The organism is uncultured Brachyspira sp. (assembly GCF_944393015.1).
Classification (GTDB): Bacteria; Spirochaetota; Brachyspiria; order Brachyspirales; family Brachyspiraceae; genus Brachyspira.
In genome coordinates this window covers 21,722-38,840 of the sequence record NZ_CALXYQ010000028.1, presented here as the reverse complement: position 1 = coordinate 38,840, position 17,119 = coordinate 21,722, and the positions used below count along the sequence as shown (strand labels likewise).

The 17,119-nt window shown below is 23.3% G+C and carries 11 protein-coding genes and 1 pseudogene; 1 reads left to right on the top strand and 11 read right to left on the bottom strand.

Features of this window, described 5'->3' with window-relative positions; translation table 11 throughout:
• Positions 1 to 1,053: pseudogene (locus tag Q0K19_RS10070) on the top strand (ATP-binding cassette domain-containing protein); the annotation flags it as partial.
• A gap of 58 nt (positions 1,054 to 1,111) precedes the next feature.
• Here Q0K19_RS10070 and Q0K19_RS10065 read toward each other — a convergent pair.
• From Q0K19_RS10065 to Q0K19_RS10015, 11 genes are all read right to left on the bottom strand, one after another.
• Positions 1,112 to 3,145 (bottom strand): hypothetical protein, encoded by a 2,034-nt coding sequence (locus Q0K19_RS10065; RefSeq protein WP_297247655.1) that lies wholly within the window; start codon positions 3,143 to 3,145, stop codon positions 1,112 to 1,114.
• Between the two features lie 46 nt (positions 3,146 to 3,191).
• Positions 3,192 to 4,016: a viperin family antiviral radical SAM protein gene (locus tag Q0K19_RS10060; RefSeq protein ID WP_297247654.1), complete on the bottom strand. Its 825-nt coding sequence runs from the start codon at positions 4,014 to 4,016 to the stop codon at positions 3,192 to 3,194.
• 181 nt (positions 4,017 to 4,197) lie between these two features.
• On the bottom strand, positions 4,198 to 5,337 hold the full coding sequence (locus tag Q0K19_RS10055; protein ID WP_297247653.1) for an RsiV family protein: 1,140 nt from the start codon (positions 5,335 to 5,337) through the stop codon (positions 4,198 to 4,200).
• A 151-nt stretch (positions 5,338 to 5,488) separates the two neighbouring features.
• Complete coding sequence (locus tag Q0K19_RS10050) at positions 5,489 to 6,406, bottom strand: FkbM family methyltransferase (protein WP_297247652.1); 918 nt, start codon at positions 6,404 to 6,406, stop codon at positions 5,489 to 5,491.
• 283 nt (positions 6,407 to 6,689) lie between these two features.
• Positions 6,690 to 7,739, bottom strand: a complete 1,050-nt coding sequence (locus tag Q0K19_RS10045; protein WP_297247651.1) for a 4Fe-4S cluster-binding domain-containing protein — start codon at positions 7,737 to 7,739, stop codon at positions 6,690 to 6,692.
• 239 nt (positions 7,740 to 7,978) lie between these two features.
• Positions 7,979 to 10,972 carry a YidC/Oxa1 family membrane protein insertase gene (locus tag Q0K19_RS10040; protein WP_297247650.1) on the bottom strand — a complete coding sequence of 998 codons (2,994 nt, stop codon included), beginning with the start codon at positions 10,970 to 10,972 and terminating at the stop codon, positions 7,979 to 7,981.
• 13 nt (positions 10,973 to 10,985) lie between these two features.
• Positions 10,986 to 11,618: a bifunctional 2-polyprenyl-6-hydroxyphenol methylase/3-demethylubiquinol 3-O-methyltransferase UbiG gene (locus tag Q0K19_RS10035; protein ID WP_297247649.1), complete on the bottom strand. Its 633-nt coding sequence runs from the start codon at positions 11,616 to 11,618 to the stop codon at positions 10,986 to 10,988.
• 4 nt (positions 11,619 to 11,622) lie between these two features.
• Complete coding sequence (locus tag Q0K19_RS10030; RefSeq protein ID WP_297247648.1) at positions 11,623 to 12,903, bottom strand: CDP-glycerol glycerophosphotransferase family protein; 1,281 nt, start codon at positions 12,901 to 12,903, stop codon at positions 11,623 to 11,625.
• 27 nt (positions 12,904 to 12,930) lie between these two features.
• Entirely contained in the window at positions 12,931 to 13,944 is a 1,014-nt protein-coding gene (locus Q0K19_RS10025) for a polysaccharide biosynthesis protein (protein ID WP_297247647.1), read from the bottom strand.
• 5 nt (positions 13,945 to 13,949) lie between these two features.
• A complete protein-coding gene (locus Q0K19_RS10020; protein ID WP_137997733.1) occupies positions 13,950 to 14,780 on the bottom strand; it encodes a sugar nucleotide-binding protein in 831 nt (276 codons plus the stop codon).
• Positions 14,777 to 17,116, bottom strand: coding sequence for a glycosyltransferase (locus Q0K19_RS10015; protein ID WP_297247646.1), 2,340 nt, complete (start codon positions 17,114 to 17,116; stop codon positions 14,777 to 14,779). The genes Q0K19_RS10020 and Q0K19_RS10015 overlap by 4 nt, the downstream gene beginning before the upstream one ends.
• Positions 17,117 to 17,119: the final 3 nt, after the last annotated feature.

The window sequence follows — 17,119 nt, the reverse complement described above, 5'->3', positions numbered from 1 at the left end:
GATGATAATTCACTTACAGGAAATTATTTAAGCGAGAGAAAAAAAGTATTTGAAAAAACTGCTGTAAGAAATGAAGAAACTGAATGCATAAAATTAAAAAATGTTTCAACAAACAATTTAAAAAATATTGATGTTGATATACCATTAAAAAAGATAGTAGTTGTTACTGGAGTATCTGGAAGCGGTAAGTCATCATTAATAATAGATACTCTCTACCCTGCCCTAAAAAAACGCAGACTAAATCAATATTCAAAATTTGAAAGTGCTGAAATACCTAGTATTGTTTCGGATACTATATTGGTTGATCAAATTTCTATAGTTGGTTCTATTAGAAGTACATTGGTAAGCTATAGTAAAGTGTTCGATAAAATAAGAAATATATTTGCAAAAACTCCAACTGCAAAAGCAAAGGCATTCGCACCAGGCAGATTTTCATATAATGGCAAAGAAGGAAGATGCAATATATGCGAAGGTAAAGGAATAAGAAAAATTGCAATGCACTTCTTATCCGATATGGAGATTGTTTGCGAGGCTTGCGGAGGTAAAAGATATAATGATGAAACTTTATCCGTAAGATTCAAATCTTTAAACATAGCCGAAGTATTAGAGCTTACAGTTGATGAGGCAATAGCGTTTTTTGACTTTGACAAATCAATCACAAAAACACTTTCTATAATGAGTGAGGTTGGACTTGGTTATATAAAACTTTCTCAAAGGCTTGATACTTTCTCAGGCGGTGAATTACAGCGTTTGAAACTTGCTACAGAATTAGCTAAAAAACAAGGCGATGAGCATATTGTATACATTTTAGATGAACCTACTACAGGGCTTCATTTTGATGATGTTAATAAACTTCTCATAGCTTTAAACAAATTAGTAGAGAAAGGACATAGCGTTATAATAATAGAACATAATCCTGATGTTATAAAAGCTGCCGACTACATAATCGATTTAGGATTAGAAGGCGGTACTAACGGAGGAGAAATCATTGCGAAAGGTACTGTTGAGCAAATTCTAGAAATGAAGAAAGGCTACACTTGGAAATATATTTAATTAAATAATATAAAGGTATTAACTAAATAATAATTAATACCTTTATAAAAATATTCAATTAGAATTCATCGCTTCTGAATTGTTCATCAGTAAGCAAATTATTTTCTATTATTACGCTAAATAAACATTGTATTATATATTCAAAGTTAGCATTTATAAACTCTCTTGCTTTTTTAGCATTAATAATTTCTTCATTGACATCACTTGTTTTTTCATTAACCCTATGTGCTAATGAATCTCTTATCTGATTAATTGCTATCCAATTTTTATCAGGCAGTCTTCTTAATGGTTTGCCTCTATTATCTTTTACAATATTTCCATTTACATCTTTTTCTATTTCATTTGATGAATGAAAATGATAGCATAATACATATTCTTTATTATTATATTTTAGATTTAAATTTTCTCCTTTCCATTTAGCATATCTATCAGTAACTTCTTCTCCTGTATCTTCATCAATTTCTCTATGGGCATAGGCATCAGCATTTCTAACATAATCAAATAAACGCATAATTACAAGTTCTTTTCTTGTGTTGCTCATAATCTCATAAATATCTATTAATACATTTTTGTTTTTTATATTAATATCTTCTTTTAAAACTTCAGATTTGGCACATTCATTTATTAAGTTAATAATTAATTCATAGTTATTAAAATCTTCTTTGTTAAAAATATTTATAAGAGTTTCTGTATTATCTTTATTTGCTCTATGTAAAGAATCTAATAAATATTTTAACATTATTGTATATAAATCTTTGTCTAAATTATAATTTTGTATTATATAACTAGCTATATTACTGCAAAGTTCGTATGCTTTTATATCAAATGCTATTGTTACAGCTGGTATACTGAATTCTAGTTTTTTTAAATGATAAATATATAACTGTTCTAAATTTTCTCTAGCAGCATCATAATGAATATGCCCTTTTTCCTGCATTTCATATATTAGCATTATACTTCTAAAAGCTTCTATCATAGCATATTCAAAAGAACCTTCATCTATAAAATTGAGAAGTCTTATAGATTTTTTTAAATGTTCTAATGATATATCAGCATTTCTTTTACATTCTTCTTCTTTATATATAGCTCTTCCAAGTAGCATAAAATAATCAGAGTCTTGAGGTAATACATTAGTATATTTATGTATTATTTTATGAGCTTCTTTATATTTTCTATTTTCATAATAAAGATAAACCAAATTAATAATTGGATCTTTTATATACGGATGAATATTTATATAAAAGTTTTCATAATTTTTTATACTTTCTTGAAATAGTTTTTCAGCATTTCTGTAATTTTCTATATCTTTATATTTTAAATATTTTATTTTATATAATGCTCCTAAATTACTCTGTGCCATTGGTAAATAATGCTGATATAATTTTGCATAATAACACCATACATATATATAAGGCTTTTCTAGAATATTATATTGTTTCATAATATTATATATATCATTTGAATGAGTTATAAGATATTTATTATATTTTTCAGCTTTATTAAAATACTCTTCTGTATTAGATTTATTTATATTTTCTTGTACTTTTTCATCTGTAATTTTGTTGTATTCATCTTCATAGTATGCGTATCCATATTTATTGCTATAATATATTGCAATATTATTTATTATAGCAGCATCTATTATTTCATATTTATAATCATTTATTTCTCCTTCATATCCTGCAATAGATAGTAATGCTGTTTTATTGTTTTCATCAATTTCTAATAATTCTTTTGCTGTTGAATATGCTTTATCAGATTCATATTCAGTATAATAAATATATATGAGTATTTCATATATATTTATATCTGCTTTTTTACCTTGACTTTCAAAGTGCTCTTTTATTTTTATAATGCCTTTTTCTAAGAATTGACTTAATGTTATTGAATTTGGAGCATGTTGAAATTCTCTTATAATAAAATTAACTAACTGCAAAAAATCACCTATATATATTTTATTATTAATAAATTCATTGCTGAAATATAAGAATGCATTTTCTATATCTCCTAATTTTTTTTGACAAGAAATTATCCATTTTTTTATTAATTCTTCTAATTTTTCTTTATTAAAATCATAATATAATTTTTCCATTTTTTTTCTCCTTTTATAAATTATAAACTTAAACTAACCTATTCAATCAATTAGCTTTTTTGTACCTATCATAATATTTATCTATACTGTAATCCATTTTAAAAAACTCTTCATACAAATCAACATCATCATCAAATAAACTATTTGAGTAAATATATTTATTATCAATGTTGTTAAAGAATCTGCCTTTAGCATCAAGCATTATATAGGAAGAAGTCATGTTATCATTGTTTTCACTATACATTATTCTTTCATTTTCTGCATGAGTATTTAGAAAATAGTTAAACTCTTCATTACTTATTAAAAGTTCTTTGCAGGAATTAAGATTTTCTATAGGGAGTACCTGAAATATTTTCCATTTGTTTGGAAGGGCTTTTTCTATAAATGAGTTTAGATTTTCTTTGTAATTGTATCTATTAACAACAGTATTTATCTTTAGAGCTTTTCCGCTTTCTTTAATTTTGTAAGTTAAATATAAATATTCTTCTTTTGTTATAGGTTTGCTGTTTTTTACACTTCTTCCTATTTTTATACAAGTTTCTTTGTCTAATGAGTCTATGCTTAAACCTATAACATCGCAGCATTTTAAAGTTGTTTTTAGTATAGAGTTATCCTTTAAAAACATTGAACCATTGCTTACTATGCTTAGTATATGTCCTTGTGATTTTAGATAATGCAATAAATGAATATAGTTCTTGTATATAGTTGGCTCACCGCCTACTAAATTTATATACTTAAAAGGTTTAAGTTTTTCAGCTATTTTGAATAAATTTATATTGCATGAATCTTTTGAAGCATAACAGAACTTGCAATGCATATTGCAGTTATTGATAAAATGCCAATTAAGTTTTAAGCTATTAAAAATACTCATATAAATACCTCCGAAATTAAACTCGAACATATTCAAAGATATTTTTAATTAAGTATTTTTAGCTTATGCTATAAATATAGTACATTATTTATTTTTAGTCAAGTAATATTTGTAAAAAATAATAAAAAGAGGATAGTTAAATTAATAACCATCCTCTTATAAAAATTATACAAATATTTTATTATTCAAATATAGTTTTGTATTCGTCTTTCAAATAAGGTTTGATTTCTTCTATAGGAATTAATACTCTAGTCTCACCTATTGCATAAGGTCCGATCTCGTATATTCCCCAAGTAAATACTAAACCTTTTGATGTTAGATAGAAATTGTTGTTTTCTAATGAAAGCTCATCTAATCCGAAATAAGAATTAGCATCTCTGCCTTCTATTTTTACTAACTTATCTACTATTAATTTAATTAAGTCAGCATTTTTTAAGTCTGTTATTAAGTCTGCTATTTTTAATTGATTTCCTGTTTCTAATGAATATACGCTGTTTACTGTAGCATAATTTCCATGTGCTCCGCCTGTGTATTCATAAACCATTTTATTTATAGATACAACTTTTTCACTTAAATAGTCTATACCAAATTGAGAAGAATAATTTTCTATATGTGATATATAATCTGATTTTACCCACTCATCATAGATAGGAGTCATTTTATTGTTTATCAAGCTTTGAGCTGTTAATAATTTACCCAAATCATTGAAAGTGCTTGCATCAGTTATTCCAAAATCTTTATTGATGTCTAAATTAATTTTATCAATACTTGCAGATTTGCTGTCATTTTTTAAAGCAAATATTGCAGTTTTGAATTGGAAGAACCTTTGACCATTAGTTGATGATTCAGGAGAAACATTTGAATAAGTATATTCTATTATTCTAGCACCTGTTACAGGAGTTTTTGCTGCTTTGAAAGTCATTTCTTTTCCGTCTATTTTTGCCACAAAAGGATATGACGTGCTTGGGAAATTTCCTTCTAAAGTTTTATTATCATAAGAAGTTGCTGATATATTTCCTTCATCAAGCTCGCCTGCTCTTGTAACATTAAATATATTTAAATTTTGATTGACATCTCTGTAATATACTACTCCGAAATTTCCTTTTTCATTTTGTGATATTTCAGAATTAATATATTCGCCAGTATCAGCTACTAAATATACAACTTCATAATTATTAGCTTTTTCATTTTCACTAAGCTGTAATGGTGTGATTTCTGTTGTACTATTATCAGTTACTGTTTCTTGTTTGGCATTATTTGAATTACCGCATGAAACAAAAATAAATAAAGTACATAATACTGTTAAAAAGACCGTTTTCATTTTTTATCCTATTAAAATTATATTACTTCCCAAAATATACCTATATTAATAACAGTATATACTTTTTAATGTAAAATATTTTTATTAAATGTTTATGAATTATTTATTAAAAAATAAACTACAATAATATATTAAGAATATATTATGTATTTTATTGTGGTATAAAAATAGTATCGCTTAAAGTTTTTGTAAAAACTTTATATCCATTTTCTAACATAAAGTCAATAATTATATTATCATGACCTTCTAAGCCTATCATAGAAAAACTAAATTTATGAAAATCTATTGACTTTAATAAATTTAGTTCTCCACCTTCTATATCTATTGATAAAAAATCAATATGTTTAACATTTGGGAATTTTTTCATAATTTCATCAAAGTTTATAACTTCTACATCAATGAAATTTAATTTTAATTCATCATTTTCTTTTAATATTCCCAAAGATTCCAAATATTTTTTAGCATTTACTAATCTATTATTATATTCTTCATCTGAAATACCTAAATTTAAAAAACTTAAAAAATTGTGTATTTCGATATCTACAAATTGAGCTTTTGGCATATTTTGATTTGAAACAGCAGCATTGATACAAAGTGAGTTTTTTCTATTTTTTAATAATTGTTCATAATTAATAGGATTAGCCTCTACACATATTCCTTTCCAACCTAATTTTTCAAAAATTAAAGTTGTGCTTCCTGATATACCATCATGTGCTCCTATATCTATGTAAAATCCATTTGAAAAAAAATCATTTTTAATACTTTTTAGATATTGATATGCTATATAATCTTGCATATCTTGAGCAACAAAATAATGTGTTTTATAGTTGTCGTTTATGTATAAAGGATGTGCTTTATTACATATATCTATTCCTAAATGCATAGATAATAAGGTTGTATTTGAATATATTAAATCTAGCTTATGTTTTATAATGTTTAATTCATTATTACAATTAGCAATTTCATTATTAGAGTTTATTGTTTTTAATAGTAATAATCTAACATTATTTCTTAATTTTTTGAATGGTATCCACCATACTATATTGTCAATTATAGATTTGTAGTCCATTTTTATCTCCTTAGATTAATTTAAAATAAAAAAAGCCAGAGCATAAATTTATGCTCTGGCTATAAATTCCTTTATAAAGAAATGTTTTATTTTATGCTGTGCTGTGCTGTGCTGTGCTGTGCTGTGCTGTGCTGTGCTGTGCTGTGCTGTGCTGTGCTGTGCTGTGCTGTGCTGTCATTAATAACCTTTAATATGTTTTTGCTATTATAACATATAATATAATTCTTGCAATGAAACTAAAAAAATTAATCTTAAAGTATAATAAATATTTAAGCGTAAAATATCAATCATCACTATATTCTTCAATAGTTTTTTTTGAGCTTTTCCAACTTTCAAGTGTTTTCCATTTTTCTACATTACAATATTCACAAAATGGAATAGGTTTAGATAAGAATTCAAGTATTTCTTTGTAGCTATTTATCTTATATATATCGAGATAATCTAATTCTGTAACTTCTAAATTTTTATTAAAATATTTATTATAGTGCTCTATATTTGGAACAAATGCACAAGTATACATTTTTCCTTTTTTTATAGAAACACAAGTATTAGCCATAACGCAAGTTGTAAAATTATAAAATCCATCATTTTTTCTTTTATCATCTAATATAAATTTCCAACTTTTCTTTTCTCCGTCAGGATTAGTATACTTTATTTTTACATCAAATTCATTAGCTTTCTTTTCTATTTCATTAAAATCTAATTTTATAGGATATTTAGTAATAACAATTTCTACATCATTGTTTTTACAAGATTGCCAAAATTTATCTTCTTTCTTTAATAAAAGTATGCCATTTGTCCATAATTGCAAAATATTTGTTTTAAAAAATGTTCTTACTATTTTAAAATATTCTTCACATTGTTTATTTAATAATGGTTCTCCTCCAATTATATGAATTTCTTTTATTAAACCTTTCGTTAATTCATATAATCTATGTACATCTTTGTAAAATGTTTCTATGTCAATATATTCTTCTTCTGCAAGCTGAGAAAAATTACTACAACTGTAACAGTTTAAATTGCAATGTTCAGCAATGTGAAAATCAACTACATATAAATATGGTTGTGGCGTAGTTTTTCTGATTCTATAACTTATACTTTCTGTTATATTATTTAATTTTTCTAGATTATTTATGTGTATAAGACTATTAATATTATAATTTACATTATTTAACTTTTCTTCTATTAAATTATTTATGTTATTTAATTTTTCTTCCATCAAATTATTTATATGTATATCTATATCTTTATTTATTTTATTTCTAATATTATTTCTTAATTTTTTGAATGGTATCCACCATACTATATCATCAATTATAGATTTGTAGTCCATTTTTATCTCCTTTTTTAAAAAAATTTATTTAAAATATAAAAAGCCATAGCATGAATTTATGCTATGGCTATAAGTATTTTTATAAAGAAATATTTTATTTTATTTTATTTTGTGTTGTGTTGTGTTGTGTTGTGTTGTGTTGTGTTGTGTTGTGTTGTGTTGTGTTGTGTTGTGTTGTCATTAAATTGTCCTTTATTATATCATAATAATTATTTTATTCAAGGAAAATAATATTAAACTTATTCTTCTATTGCATATTGTTTATTTTTCCAGTCTACCCTATATACTTTCCAATTGTTTAAATCAAAAATATCATCTTTTACATTAAAAAAAGAGTCAAAATTATATCTGTTAGTAAATTGTTCTGATATTTTCCAAGTTTTAAAATAAAGTATATTAGCTCCATTAGTTTTATAATCATTTGTTATCACTTTATTGTTAAATACATCTTTGATACCAGGAATATGTTTTGTTGATAAATATGCTGTATCCGCTATAGTCATAAAATTTGTATGTATTTCTATATTTCCTCTTGAATTAAAATCCTTATACATAAGTAAAGCATTATAGTAACTATGGAAGGTTGTCTGAAATACTTTTGTATTTACAGCCTGACCATGATCAGATACTAGTATTATTTTAGTATTATCATAAACATTATTTTCCTTTAAAAAATTAATTAAATCTATTATGGCATTAATAGTACCTATATTAGCATAATAGAACCTTACACTGTATTCATCTTTATAAGTTATAAGATCTTCATTATTAACAGGTTTTAATCTAATATTAGGTAAATAATCATCATTAAAGAAATAAGGCTCATGTGTTACAGCATTACGGGCAATATTATAGTAATTTCCATTTTCATTTATTGAAATAAAATCTTTTATAGATAATAAAATTGAATAATAATAAATACTTGTATTCATCATATCTATATTATTTATAAATAGAGTACCTTTATCATAAAAAAATGATCTCATACTAATAGGCAACATTTTTAATATTGAAAATCTAAATGCTCTAATATTTTTATTATTTTTAGAATCCATGTAAAGATTTTTTACATGTTTATTTAAAGCGTAAGTATCTATATTAGCATAAGCATAAGCATTTATATTAGTATAGTCATCAAATATGCTTAAATCAGTAAAATCGTTGAAATTTACATACATAGGGTCAAAAATTGTAGATTTATATCCATATTTTTCTAATGCTAAAGGTACATTCAATATTGCTTCGTTATGTTTATCTTTTATTATATAATTTCCATTAGTGCTAAGTTCATAAGGTAGATAATCATATCCCCCATATAAGCTTGCTGTTTGAACTGTTATTTGTCCATAGGATAATGTATTAGGATATATTATGAATCCATCTAATTTTTCTTTATATTCAGGATATTTTTCAATTGCATCTACCCAATATGATGATATTGCCCTATCGAGAAAAAATACAAATACATTTTCACCATTTTTAGATATATTAAATATTTTTGCATTGTTAAGTTTATTGTAAGTTTTAATTTTAGAACTTTCTTTAATTATTATATTCATAGAAAAAATAGATATTGATATTAGTGATAATAATATAATAATATATATATTAATTATAATAATCTTTCTTTTATACAATAAAAAAGTTACAATTAATATTGATAATATAATTAATGTGTAATTTAATAATGTTTCATTAAATGAAGCTTTCAATAATTCAGTATTGTCAAATATGAAGTTAGCGTTAATATTAATATAATTACCTTTCATTATAAAAACATTAATCATAATTATAAAAGAAAAATATGTGAATAATATAGTAATACAGTTTTTTATTTTATCAGAAAATAAAAAGTATATAAAAGTAGGGTAAAATAAAAATAATCCTATTCCAATTGATATGTTATTTATTATTAAAAAATAATGTTCTTTAAATTCTTGTGGTGAATTAGCTATTAATGTCGTTGGTATAAATAATCCAGATAATATAGCTGAAACTAAGCAAGACATAAATAGTAACAAAGTTCTTTTTTCAGATATTTTATCATTTAATATATTGTGAATTATATTTATAATATTTTTATAATAATTAATTAATAATAAAATTGATACAAGTATTATATATATTAAAATTATATAATTTTTTATAAATAATTTATATTTAATCTCTATTTTTCCTATATTTTCTATAGTATCATTTAAAGTTACTACACCAAAAGGACTTCCATAATCATTAAATGTTATATTTAAAATATTGTTATTATTTAAATATTTTTTGTCTATGTAAACACCAAATATGTCACTATTTCTAAATATTTTATTATAATATGATATACGCATATTATAATCATAAGATTGTAGATTATTGGATATTAATTCGAACTTATCTAAATAACCTTTTCTTTGAATATTGCATAAAATAAACATTATTAATAATAATAAGCTTAATATTATTATTATTATAGTATTAATTTTTTTTATATTGTTTGGAATGATATGGATATCTAATAGTTTAAGTTTTTTGGTTATAGATTTTAATGCATTAATATTTATATTATTTTTATATTTTATAATAATATTCTTTACTAAAGAGAAAAAACAATTTAATGTCCAGTAAAATAAAAGACCTGAAGGTGAATTATATAACAATATTAAAAATATTAATGGAATAATATATATTTGTGAATTATCTTTAAAACTTCCTCTTTTATAATATATTATACCTGATAATAAGCTAAAAAATGACATAATAAACGGAAGAATATTTATATTAGTATTTCCTATATGTATTAATTTATCTGGAGAAGCTAAATCTTTAATTAATAAAAAAGATATATTTTCAAGTCCTTGCAAATTATGAATGAAATTATAAGCAGCAAGGAAAAATGGTATTTGTATTAATAATCCTAAAGTGCTTCGTAAAGCATATACTGTTTTATATTTATATATTTTATAACAAGCTTGTATTAATAAAAATTTTTCATCACCTTTGAAATTTTTTTTTATATGATCTATATCAGGTTTCATTTTAGATTGTATTATTTCTTCTTCTTTTTTCCATTTTTCTGCCGTAATATATAATGGTAATGATAAAATACTAACAGATAAACTTAATAAAAATAAACTTATTGGGTAACTATATTGAAATACATTATTAAATAAATAAAATAATGTTTCTATTATAAATTCTATAGGATATATAGTTATATTATAAAGTATGTCTAAAAGTACCATATATTTTATCATCCTAATTCTTAAATATTTTTTTAGAGATTATCCTAACTATTTTAGGATCCTCATTTTTATATATTGCTAAACCATTATCTTCTATTGAATAAATTATCTTAAATTCTAATTTTTCTAATTTAGATATAAATATAGATTTATCCATATATCTTCTATAATGATCTGTAAAGTTTTCGTTATTACTAATTTTAGTACCAGAATTATAAAGATCATCATTTATACTTCTAGCTTCTACAAAAAAAAGTCCATTTTCATTTAAATGATTAGATACCCAATTTAAAACTCTATTTTCTGCTTCTTCATCTATAGAATGAAGTGTAAAACGACTATATGCATAATCAAATTTAAAATCTAAATCTAAATTAGTGAAATCTGAACATACAAATTTTAGATTATCAGAACTAAATTCTTTATTTAGAAATTTTATTTCATTATTTACTTGATCAATACCCAAAACATTTATTCCTAAATTAGATAAAAATATGCTATCTCTACCATTACCACATCCAAACTCAATTAGTTTTTTTCCATTTTCTAAATATTGAAGTATAAATTTTGAAAATGGAGTTGGTTCAAATGGTATATTATTTTTTAAATAATATTTTTCCCAATATTTTATGTCATTTGTAAACATTTAATTATTCCTTTATCATATTAAATAATAGTGTAGAAATTTTTTTAGATGATTCATTAATATACATATAAGCTTCACTTTTTGCTTTTTTTATTTCAGCTATAAATTTTTCATCATTTATGAGGTTGGATAAAATATTATGTATTTCATTTATATTATTTTCAAAGAATTTAATACTTATTCTAGGTAATACTGTTAATTGCCATATATCATTCTTAAGAAAATAAGCATCAAAACCATCTTTTTTATACTGGAAATCTGGTATTAAGACAGGTCTTTCCATTAAAAAAGAATAATCAAATATAACCCCTGAGAAATCAGATATCATAGCTGTTGAACGAAGAAAAGAATAAGAACTATCCGTATTATTGTCCCATTCTATATTAGTATTATCTTTATATATTTCTTTTAATGAATTAATCATTTCTTTTTCGCTTATATAAGATTGAGGGTGCGGACGTATAATGACTTTATAATTTAAAGTTAAAATAGAATCTATTAATTTTTTACCAAATTTTTTTAAAAGCCCATTAGGTCCCCATGAAGGGGCTATTAATATAGAGTCAGATTTTATGTTTTCGCTTTCTTTTATTTTTTGCAATTTTTTATTAAGTTCATCCAAATAAGGACTTCCAACAACATATAAGTCTTTCTCTTTTTCACCTCTTAATTTTTCTAATTCTCTTATATCTGATATTTGATGTTCACCATTCAATAGAACTATATCAAAGAAATCAAGAGAATACATTTTATATACACCTATAGAACCTGGGGAGTGTGTTATGTGTATATATTTTTTTACACCTTTAGAACGTTTTAATTGGAATACATCCAAATTGGGTGTAGTCATTAAACATATATCTGCTTCTATAAAATTTAATTTAGCATAAGCTTTATTTCCTACACCTATAAATTCTGTATATAATAAATCACTTTTTATATTGAAAATTAGATCATCCTCACTTGAACTGTAATATATTAATGGTATTTCTAATTTGATAAGTTCTTCTATTATAGGCTTAAATAAATTGTAATATCTTTTATCTTCACCATAAATAATTATTTTAGCTTTATTATTTAAATTTATTTTAGCTCTATTCTTATAAAAAGGAACTGTTTTTATTTTAATTAAAAAAGCTTTAAACAAGAAAAAAAGTGTACCTATTATACCAAAAATTGCTGAAAATAATAAACTTCCAGTACCAGGATCTATATATCCAAATAAATTATTTTGAACTATTATGAATATAAAAATAAATAAACTTATTTTATTTAGGATTGTCATTTATATTCCTTAATTACTTACTCAAAATTATTGAAGTTCATTTTTTACATAATCTAAAGATAAAAGTTTTTCTTTCACTTCTTCTTTATTTAAACGAATTGTATTATCTGAATTATATTCTTCTTTAGATGATATTTCTATGTTGCCATCTATAAAATATTTATCATAATTCAAATCTCTATTATCAGCAGGTATCTTATAAAAATTTCCCATATCAACAGCTTTAATCATATCTTCTTTATTTATTAAAGTTTCATAAGTTTTTTCGCCATGTCTTGTACCTATTATTTTTATTTCTACATTAGGATTAAATATTTCCTTAATTGCTAATGCTAAATCCATAATAGTACAAGCTGGAGCCTTTTGCACAAATATATCACCGTTTACAGCATTGTTGAAAGCAAATAATACTAAATTTACTGATTCATCTAATGACATTAAAAATCTAGTCATATTAGGGTCTGTAACTGTTAAAGGTTTATTTTCTTTACACTGTTTTATAAATAATGGAATAACAGAACCTCTTGAAGCCATAACATTTCCATATCTAGTAGCACATAAAGTGGTATTACCATCATTTGGTAAATTTCTAGACTTTGAAATCATTAATTTTTCCATAATGGCTTTTGTCATACCCATAGCATTAATAGGATAAACAGCTTTATCTGTTGACAACATAACAAGTTTTTTTACTTTATTTTCTATACATGCATCTATTACATTACTTGAACCAATTATATTAGTATGCACTGCTTGTATAGGATAAAATTCACAAGAAGGTACTTGCTTCAACGCTGCAGCATGGAATACAAAATCCACGTTTCTTAAAGCTTCATTTATGCTTTTATAATCCCTAACATTACCAATATAATATTTGATCCTATCATCTTTTAATTCTGTGCGCATTCTATCCTGTTTTTCTTCATCTCTGGAAAATACTCTTACTTCTTTTATATCAGTATTGTTTATAAAGTATCTAAGCATTTTATTACCGAAAGATCCGGTACCACCAGTTATTAATAAAATTTTATCCTTAAACATAATAATTACTCCAAATTATTTATTTGTTCTTTTACTGTAGGTATATTTAATTTACTACATAATTCCTTAATAGATGATAAACTTCTATCACATATAGGATTAGTTATATATGGTTTTATTTTTAGATTTAAATCATATTTCTCATTAAAATATTCTAACATTTGATATTTGCTTACTATATTTTTAGAATGTATATGAAATAAATCTTCTTCATATAGATTATTTTCTATTATTTGTTCACAAATTATGGCATATTGTTTTGTTGTAATACCATTCCAAAAATGATTTAAAAATCCGTTTACAGACTTTCCCTTTTGTGATTTAGCCCAAGAAATTAAACTAGCATTTTTATGTATTTCCTCACCTATGATACTTGTACGTAATATCATACATTTACCTCTAGGTTCACCTAAAGATTTTGATTTTCCATATTCATCTAAGGCATTATGTCCATCGATTTCATTATATTTACCTTTAAGTCCGTCAAATACACAGTCTGTAGTTATATGAATAAATTTAATATTATTTTCTTTACACCAATTAGCAGCATTCCATGGAAATATAGAGTTTATAAATATAGAATCTCGCATATTATTAAACATAAATGGTTTTATAATACCAATACAATTTATAACATAATCAAAATCTTTATTTAAATTATTTATATCATCAGTAAGGGAGTCAAATTTGATACCTTTATTTTTATCAAAATTATCAAAAGCTACTTTTTCATTCCTATATGTAAAATGAACATTATAATTTTTGTTGTTAATGAAATGCCTAGCAACGGTATTGCCAAGCATTCCAGTTCCGCCTAATATTAAAATCTTTTTCATTTTGCCTTCTTCTTAATTGTAATTTTTATTCCAAATATATTTATTGTTAAATATTTATCATTATTTTGAATAAATATTCCAAAATTATTATTTTTATAATTGCTAGTAGTTATATTATTGTTAGTAGTTAGAATATTTGAATTATTATATTTTTTTAATTGTTCTAATATAATTTTATAGTTTTCATCTAATTTATAATCTTCAATCATATTTTTATAAATATCTAATATTCTATAAGAATAAATCATATGATTGTAATTTTTTATAGCAAAATCTAATGATTTTTTACCTCTCTCTTTTACTTCATCCAAATTATCTATTAAATATTGTAATTTTTCAGTATATTCTTTTTCTTCACAAGCAATACCGCATTCAGGAGAATTAATAACTTCTGGTAAAGATGTACCGCTAATTGATAAAACCATCTTTTCACAACTCATAGCCTCTGCTGCCATAGCTCCAAAAGCTTCCTGTCTTGAAGGCATCAAAAATATATCACATGCTTGATATAATTTAGCTAGAAGGTAATCATCTTTTATCCATTCATATGATAATATTTTGTATTTATTTTTTAATTTTTTTATTGCTGTTTCTGATGTACCAACAGTTATTAAAACTATTGTTTTATTGGTATTTATATTTAATAAAGCTTCTTCTATAATGTCCATTCCTTTATATATATATCCATCTGCCCTAAACATCAATGTGATTGAATTTTCAGGTATTTCTAATTCTCTTTTAGCTTCATTAATATCTCTAGGCTTAAATATATCTTGATTAATACCATATGGAATTCTATATATTTTTTTATCTTTCCATATAGGAGATTCTTTTAATTTATCTTCCATCCATTTTGATGCTACAATAACTGATATATTAGAAGCTTGGATATATTTTCTTTTTATTTCAAATTGTAATGCTGTGTCATCATTTTTTATAGCAAATGGTATATCTAAATGCTGACAATCATAGCAAGATTTTTTCCATTTTTGACAATCAAATTGATAAACACAATGTCCGCTAAGAAAATACGGATCATGTAATGTTATAACAGTTGGTTTTAATTTTGTAATTAATGGCAAATATTTTATATCAAATTCTGTATTATGTATTAGATGTAAATGTAATAAATCTGATGATAAAAACAAATTATTTTTTATTAATGATTCTGTAAAATTATTGACATTTGTATTATATACATAAGTATTTTCATCATCTGATTCTTTTATATTAACTATATGATTGGCATCTATTCCTAGTTCTCTTAGATATATATGCAAATTATGTCCATTAAATTTATTTCCTACTAAATCTCTATCACCTATTTGAAGACATGAAAATTTAGAAATAGATAGTAAATCATATAAATCTTTTTCAATATTTTTATCTGAAAATAAATTATTTAATTTTACACAAAATTTTACTAATACATAGTCACTTATATATTTTGATTCTAATTTGATTTTATCTTTTAAAACTTGAAACATATTATGATGTATATAATTAATAAGTTTTTTATAAACATCAATATCTATATTTGATTCATATCTATCTTTTATTACAGAACATAATTCAAATATTCTGTTGAATACAAATTCTATATTGTATATAGTTAATTCATAATCTGGCAAATATTTTATTATTAGTAAGATATTTTGATAAAGTAGTTCAGAAAAATATTTACTTGTTAATTGATTATCATGAATACGATAATGGTATATTATATCATTTGTATCTATAGGTAAAATTATATGATTTTTATTGATACGAATCCAATAATCATAATCTATAACTAAGTGAAAATCACTATCTAATGTATATTCACCAATTTCATTAAAAATACTTCTTTTGTACAAAAAAGCTCCGCCTACAGTACAAGATATTAAATTAGCCAATTTGCCGTATTTTTTAGTGTCTATTACAAATTTATGAAAGTTGCTATGATTTAAAGATTTATCTGTATAAAAATTAAGCATATTTCCATAACATAAATCACAATTATTATTCAATAAAAAAGTAATTAATATTTCAAGACAGTTTGGAAGTAGAATATTATCATCAGCTGTCCAAGTCAAATAATTACCCTTAGATAGAGAAAATCCCCTATTTAAAGAATAAGCTTGTTTCATATTTTTTTCGTTTTTGTAATATGAAATTCTTGAATCTTTTTCAATATATTTATTAACTATATTATTAGTAGAATCTGTAGATCCATCATCTATTATAATTAATTCCCAATTTTTATAAGTTTGATTTAATATTGAATCTATAGTTTCAGATATATATTTTTCTCCATTATAGGTTGGAATTATTATAGATATTAAATCATTGTTCATAAA

Bases quoted from the DNA above. Each gene is read 5' to 3' on its own strand.
- Q0K19_RS10065 (WP_297247655.1), bottom strand. From the start codon at position 3,145: ATGGAAAAATTATATTATGATTTTAATAAAGAAAAATTAGAAGAATTA.
- Q0K19_RS10060 (WP_297247654.1), bottom strand. From the start codon at position 4,016: ATGAGTATTTTTAATAGCTTAAAACTTAATTGGCATTTTATCAATAAC.
- Q0K19_RS10055 (WP_297247653.1), bottom strand. From the start codon at position 5,337: ATGAAAACGGTCTTTTTAACAGTATTATGTACTTTATTTATTTTTGTT.
- Q0K19_RS10050 (WP_297247652.1), bottom strand. From the start codon at position 6,406: ATGGACTACAAATCTATAATTGACAATATAGTATGGTGGATACCATTC.
- Q0K19_RS10045 (WP_297247651.1), bottom strand. From the start codon at position 7,739: ATGGACTACAAATCTATAATTGATGATATAGTATGGTGGATACCATTC.
- Q0K19_RS10040 (WP_297247650.1), bottom strand. From the start codon at position 10,972: ATGGTACTTTTAGACATACTTTATAATATAACTATATATCCTATAGAA.
- Q0K19_RS10035 (WP_297247649.1), bottom strand. From the start codon at position 11,618: ATGTTTACAAATGACATAAAATATTGGGAAAAATATTATTTAAAAAAT.
- Q0K19_RS10030 (WP_297247648.1), bottom strand. From the start codon at position 12,903: ATGACAATCCTAAATAAAATAAGTTTATTTATTTTTATATTCATAATA.
- Q0K19_RS10025 (WP_297247647.1), bottom strand. From the start codon at position 13,944: ATGTTTAAGGATAAAATTTTATTAATAACTGGTGGTACCGGATCTTTC.
- Q0K19_RS10020 (WP_137997733.1), bottom strand. From the start codon at position 14,780: ATGAAAAAGATTTTAATATTAGGCGGAACTGGAATGCTTGGCAATACC.
- Q0K19_RS10015 (WP_297247646.1), bottom strand. From the start codon at position 17,116: ATGAACAATGATTTAATATCTATAATAATTCCAACCTATAATGGAGAA.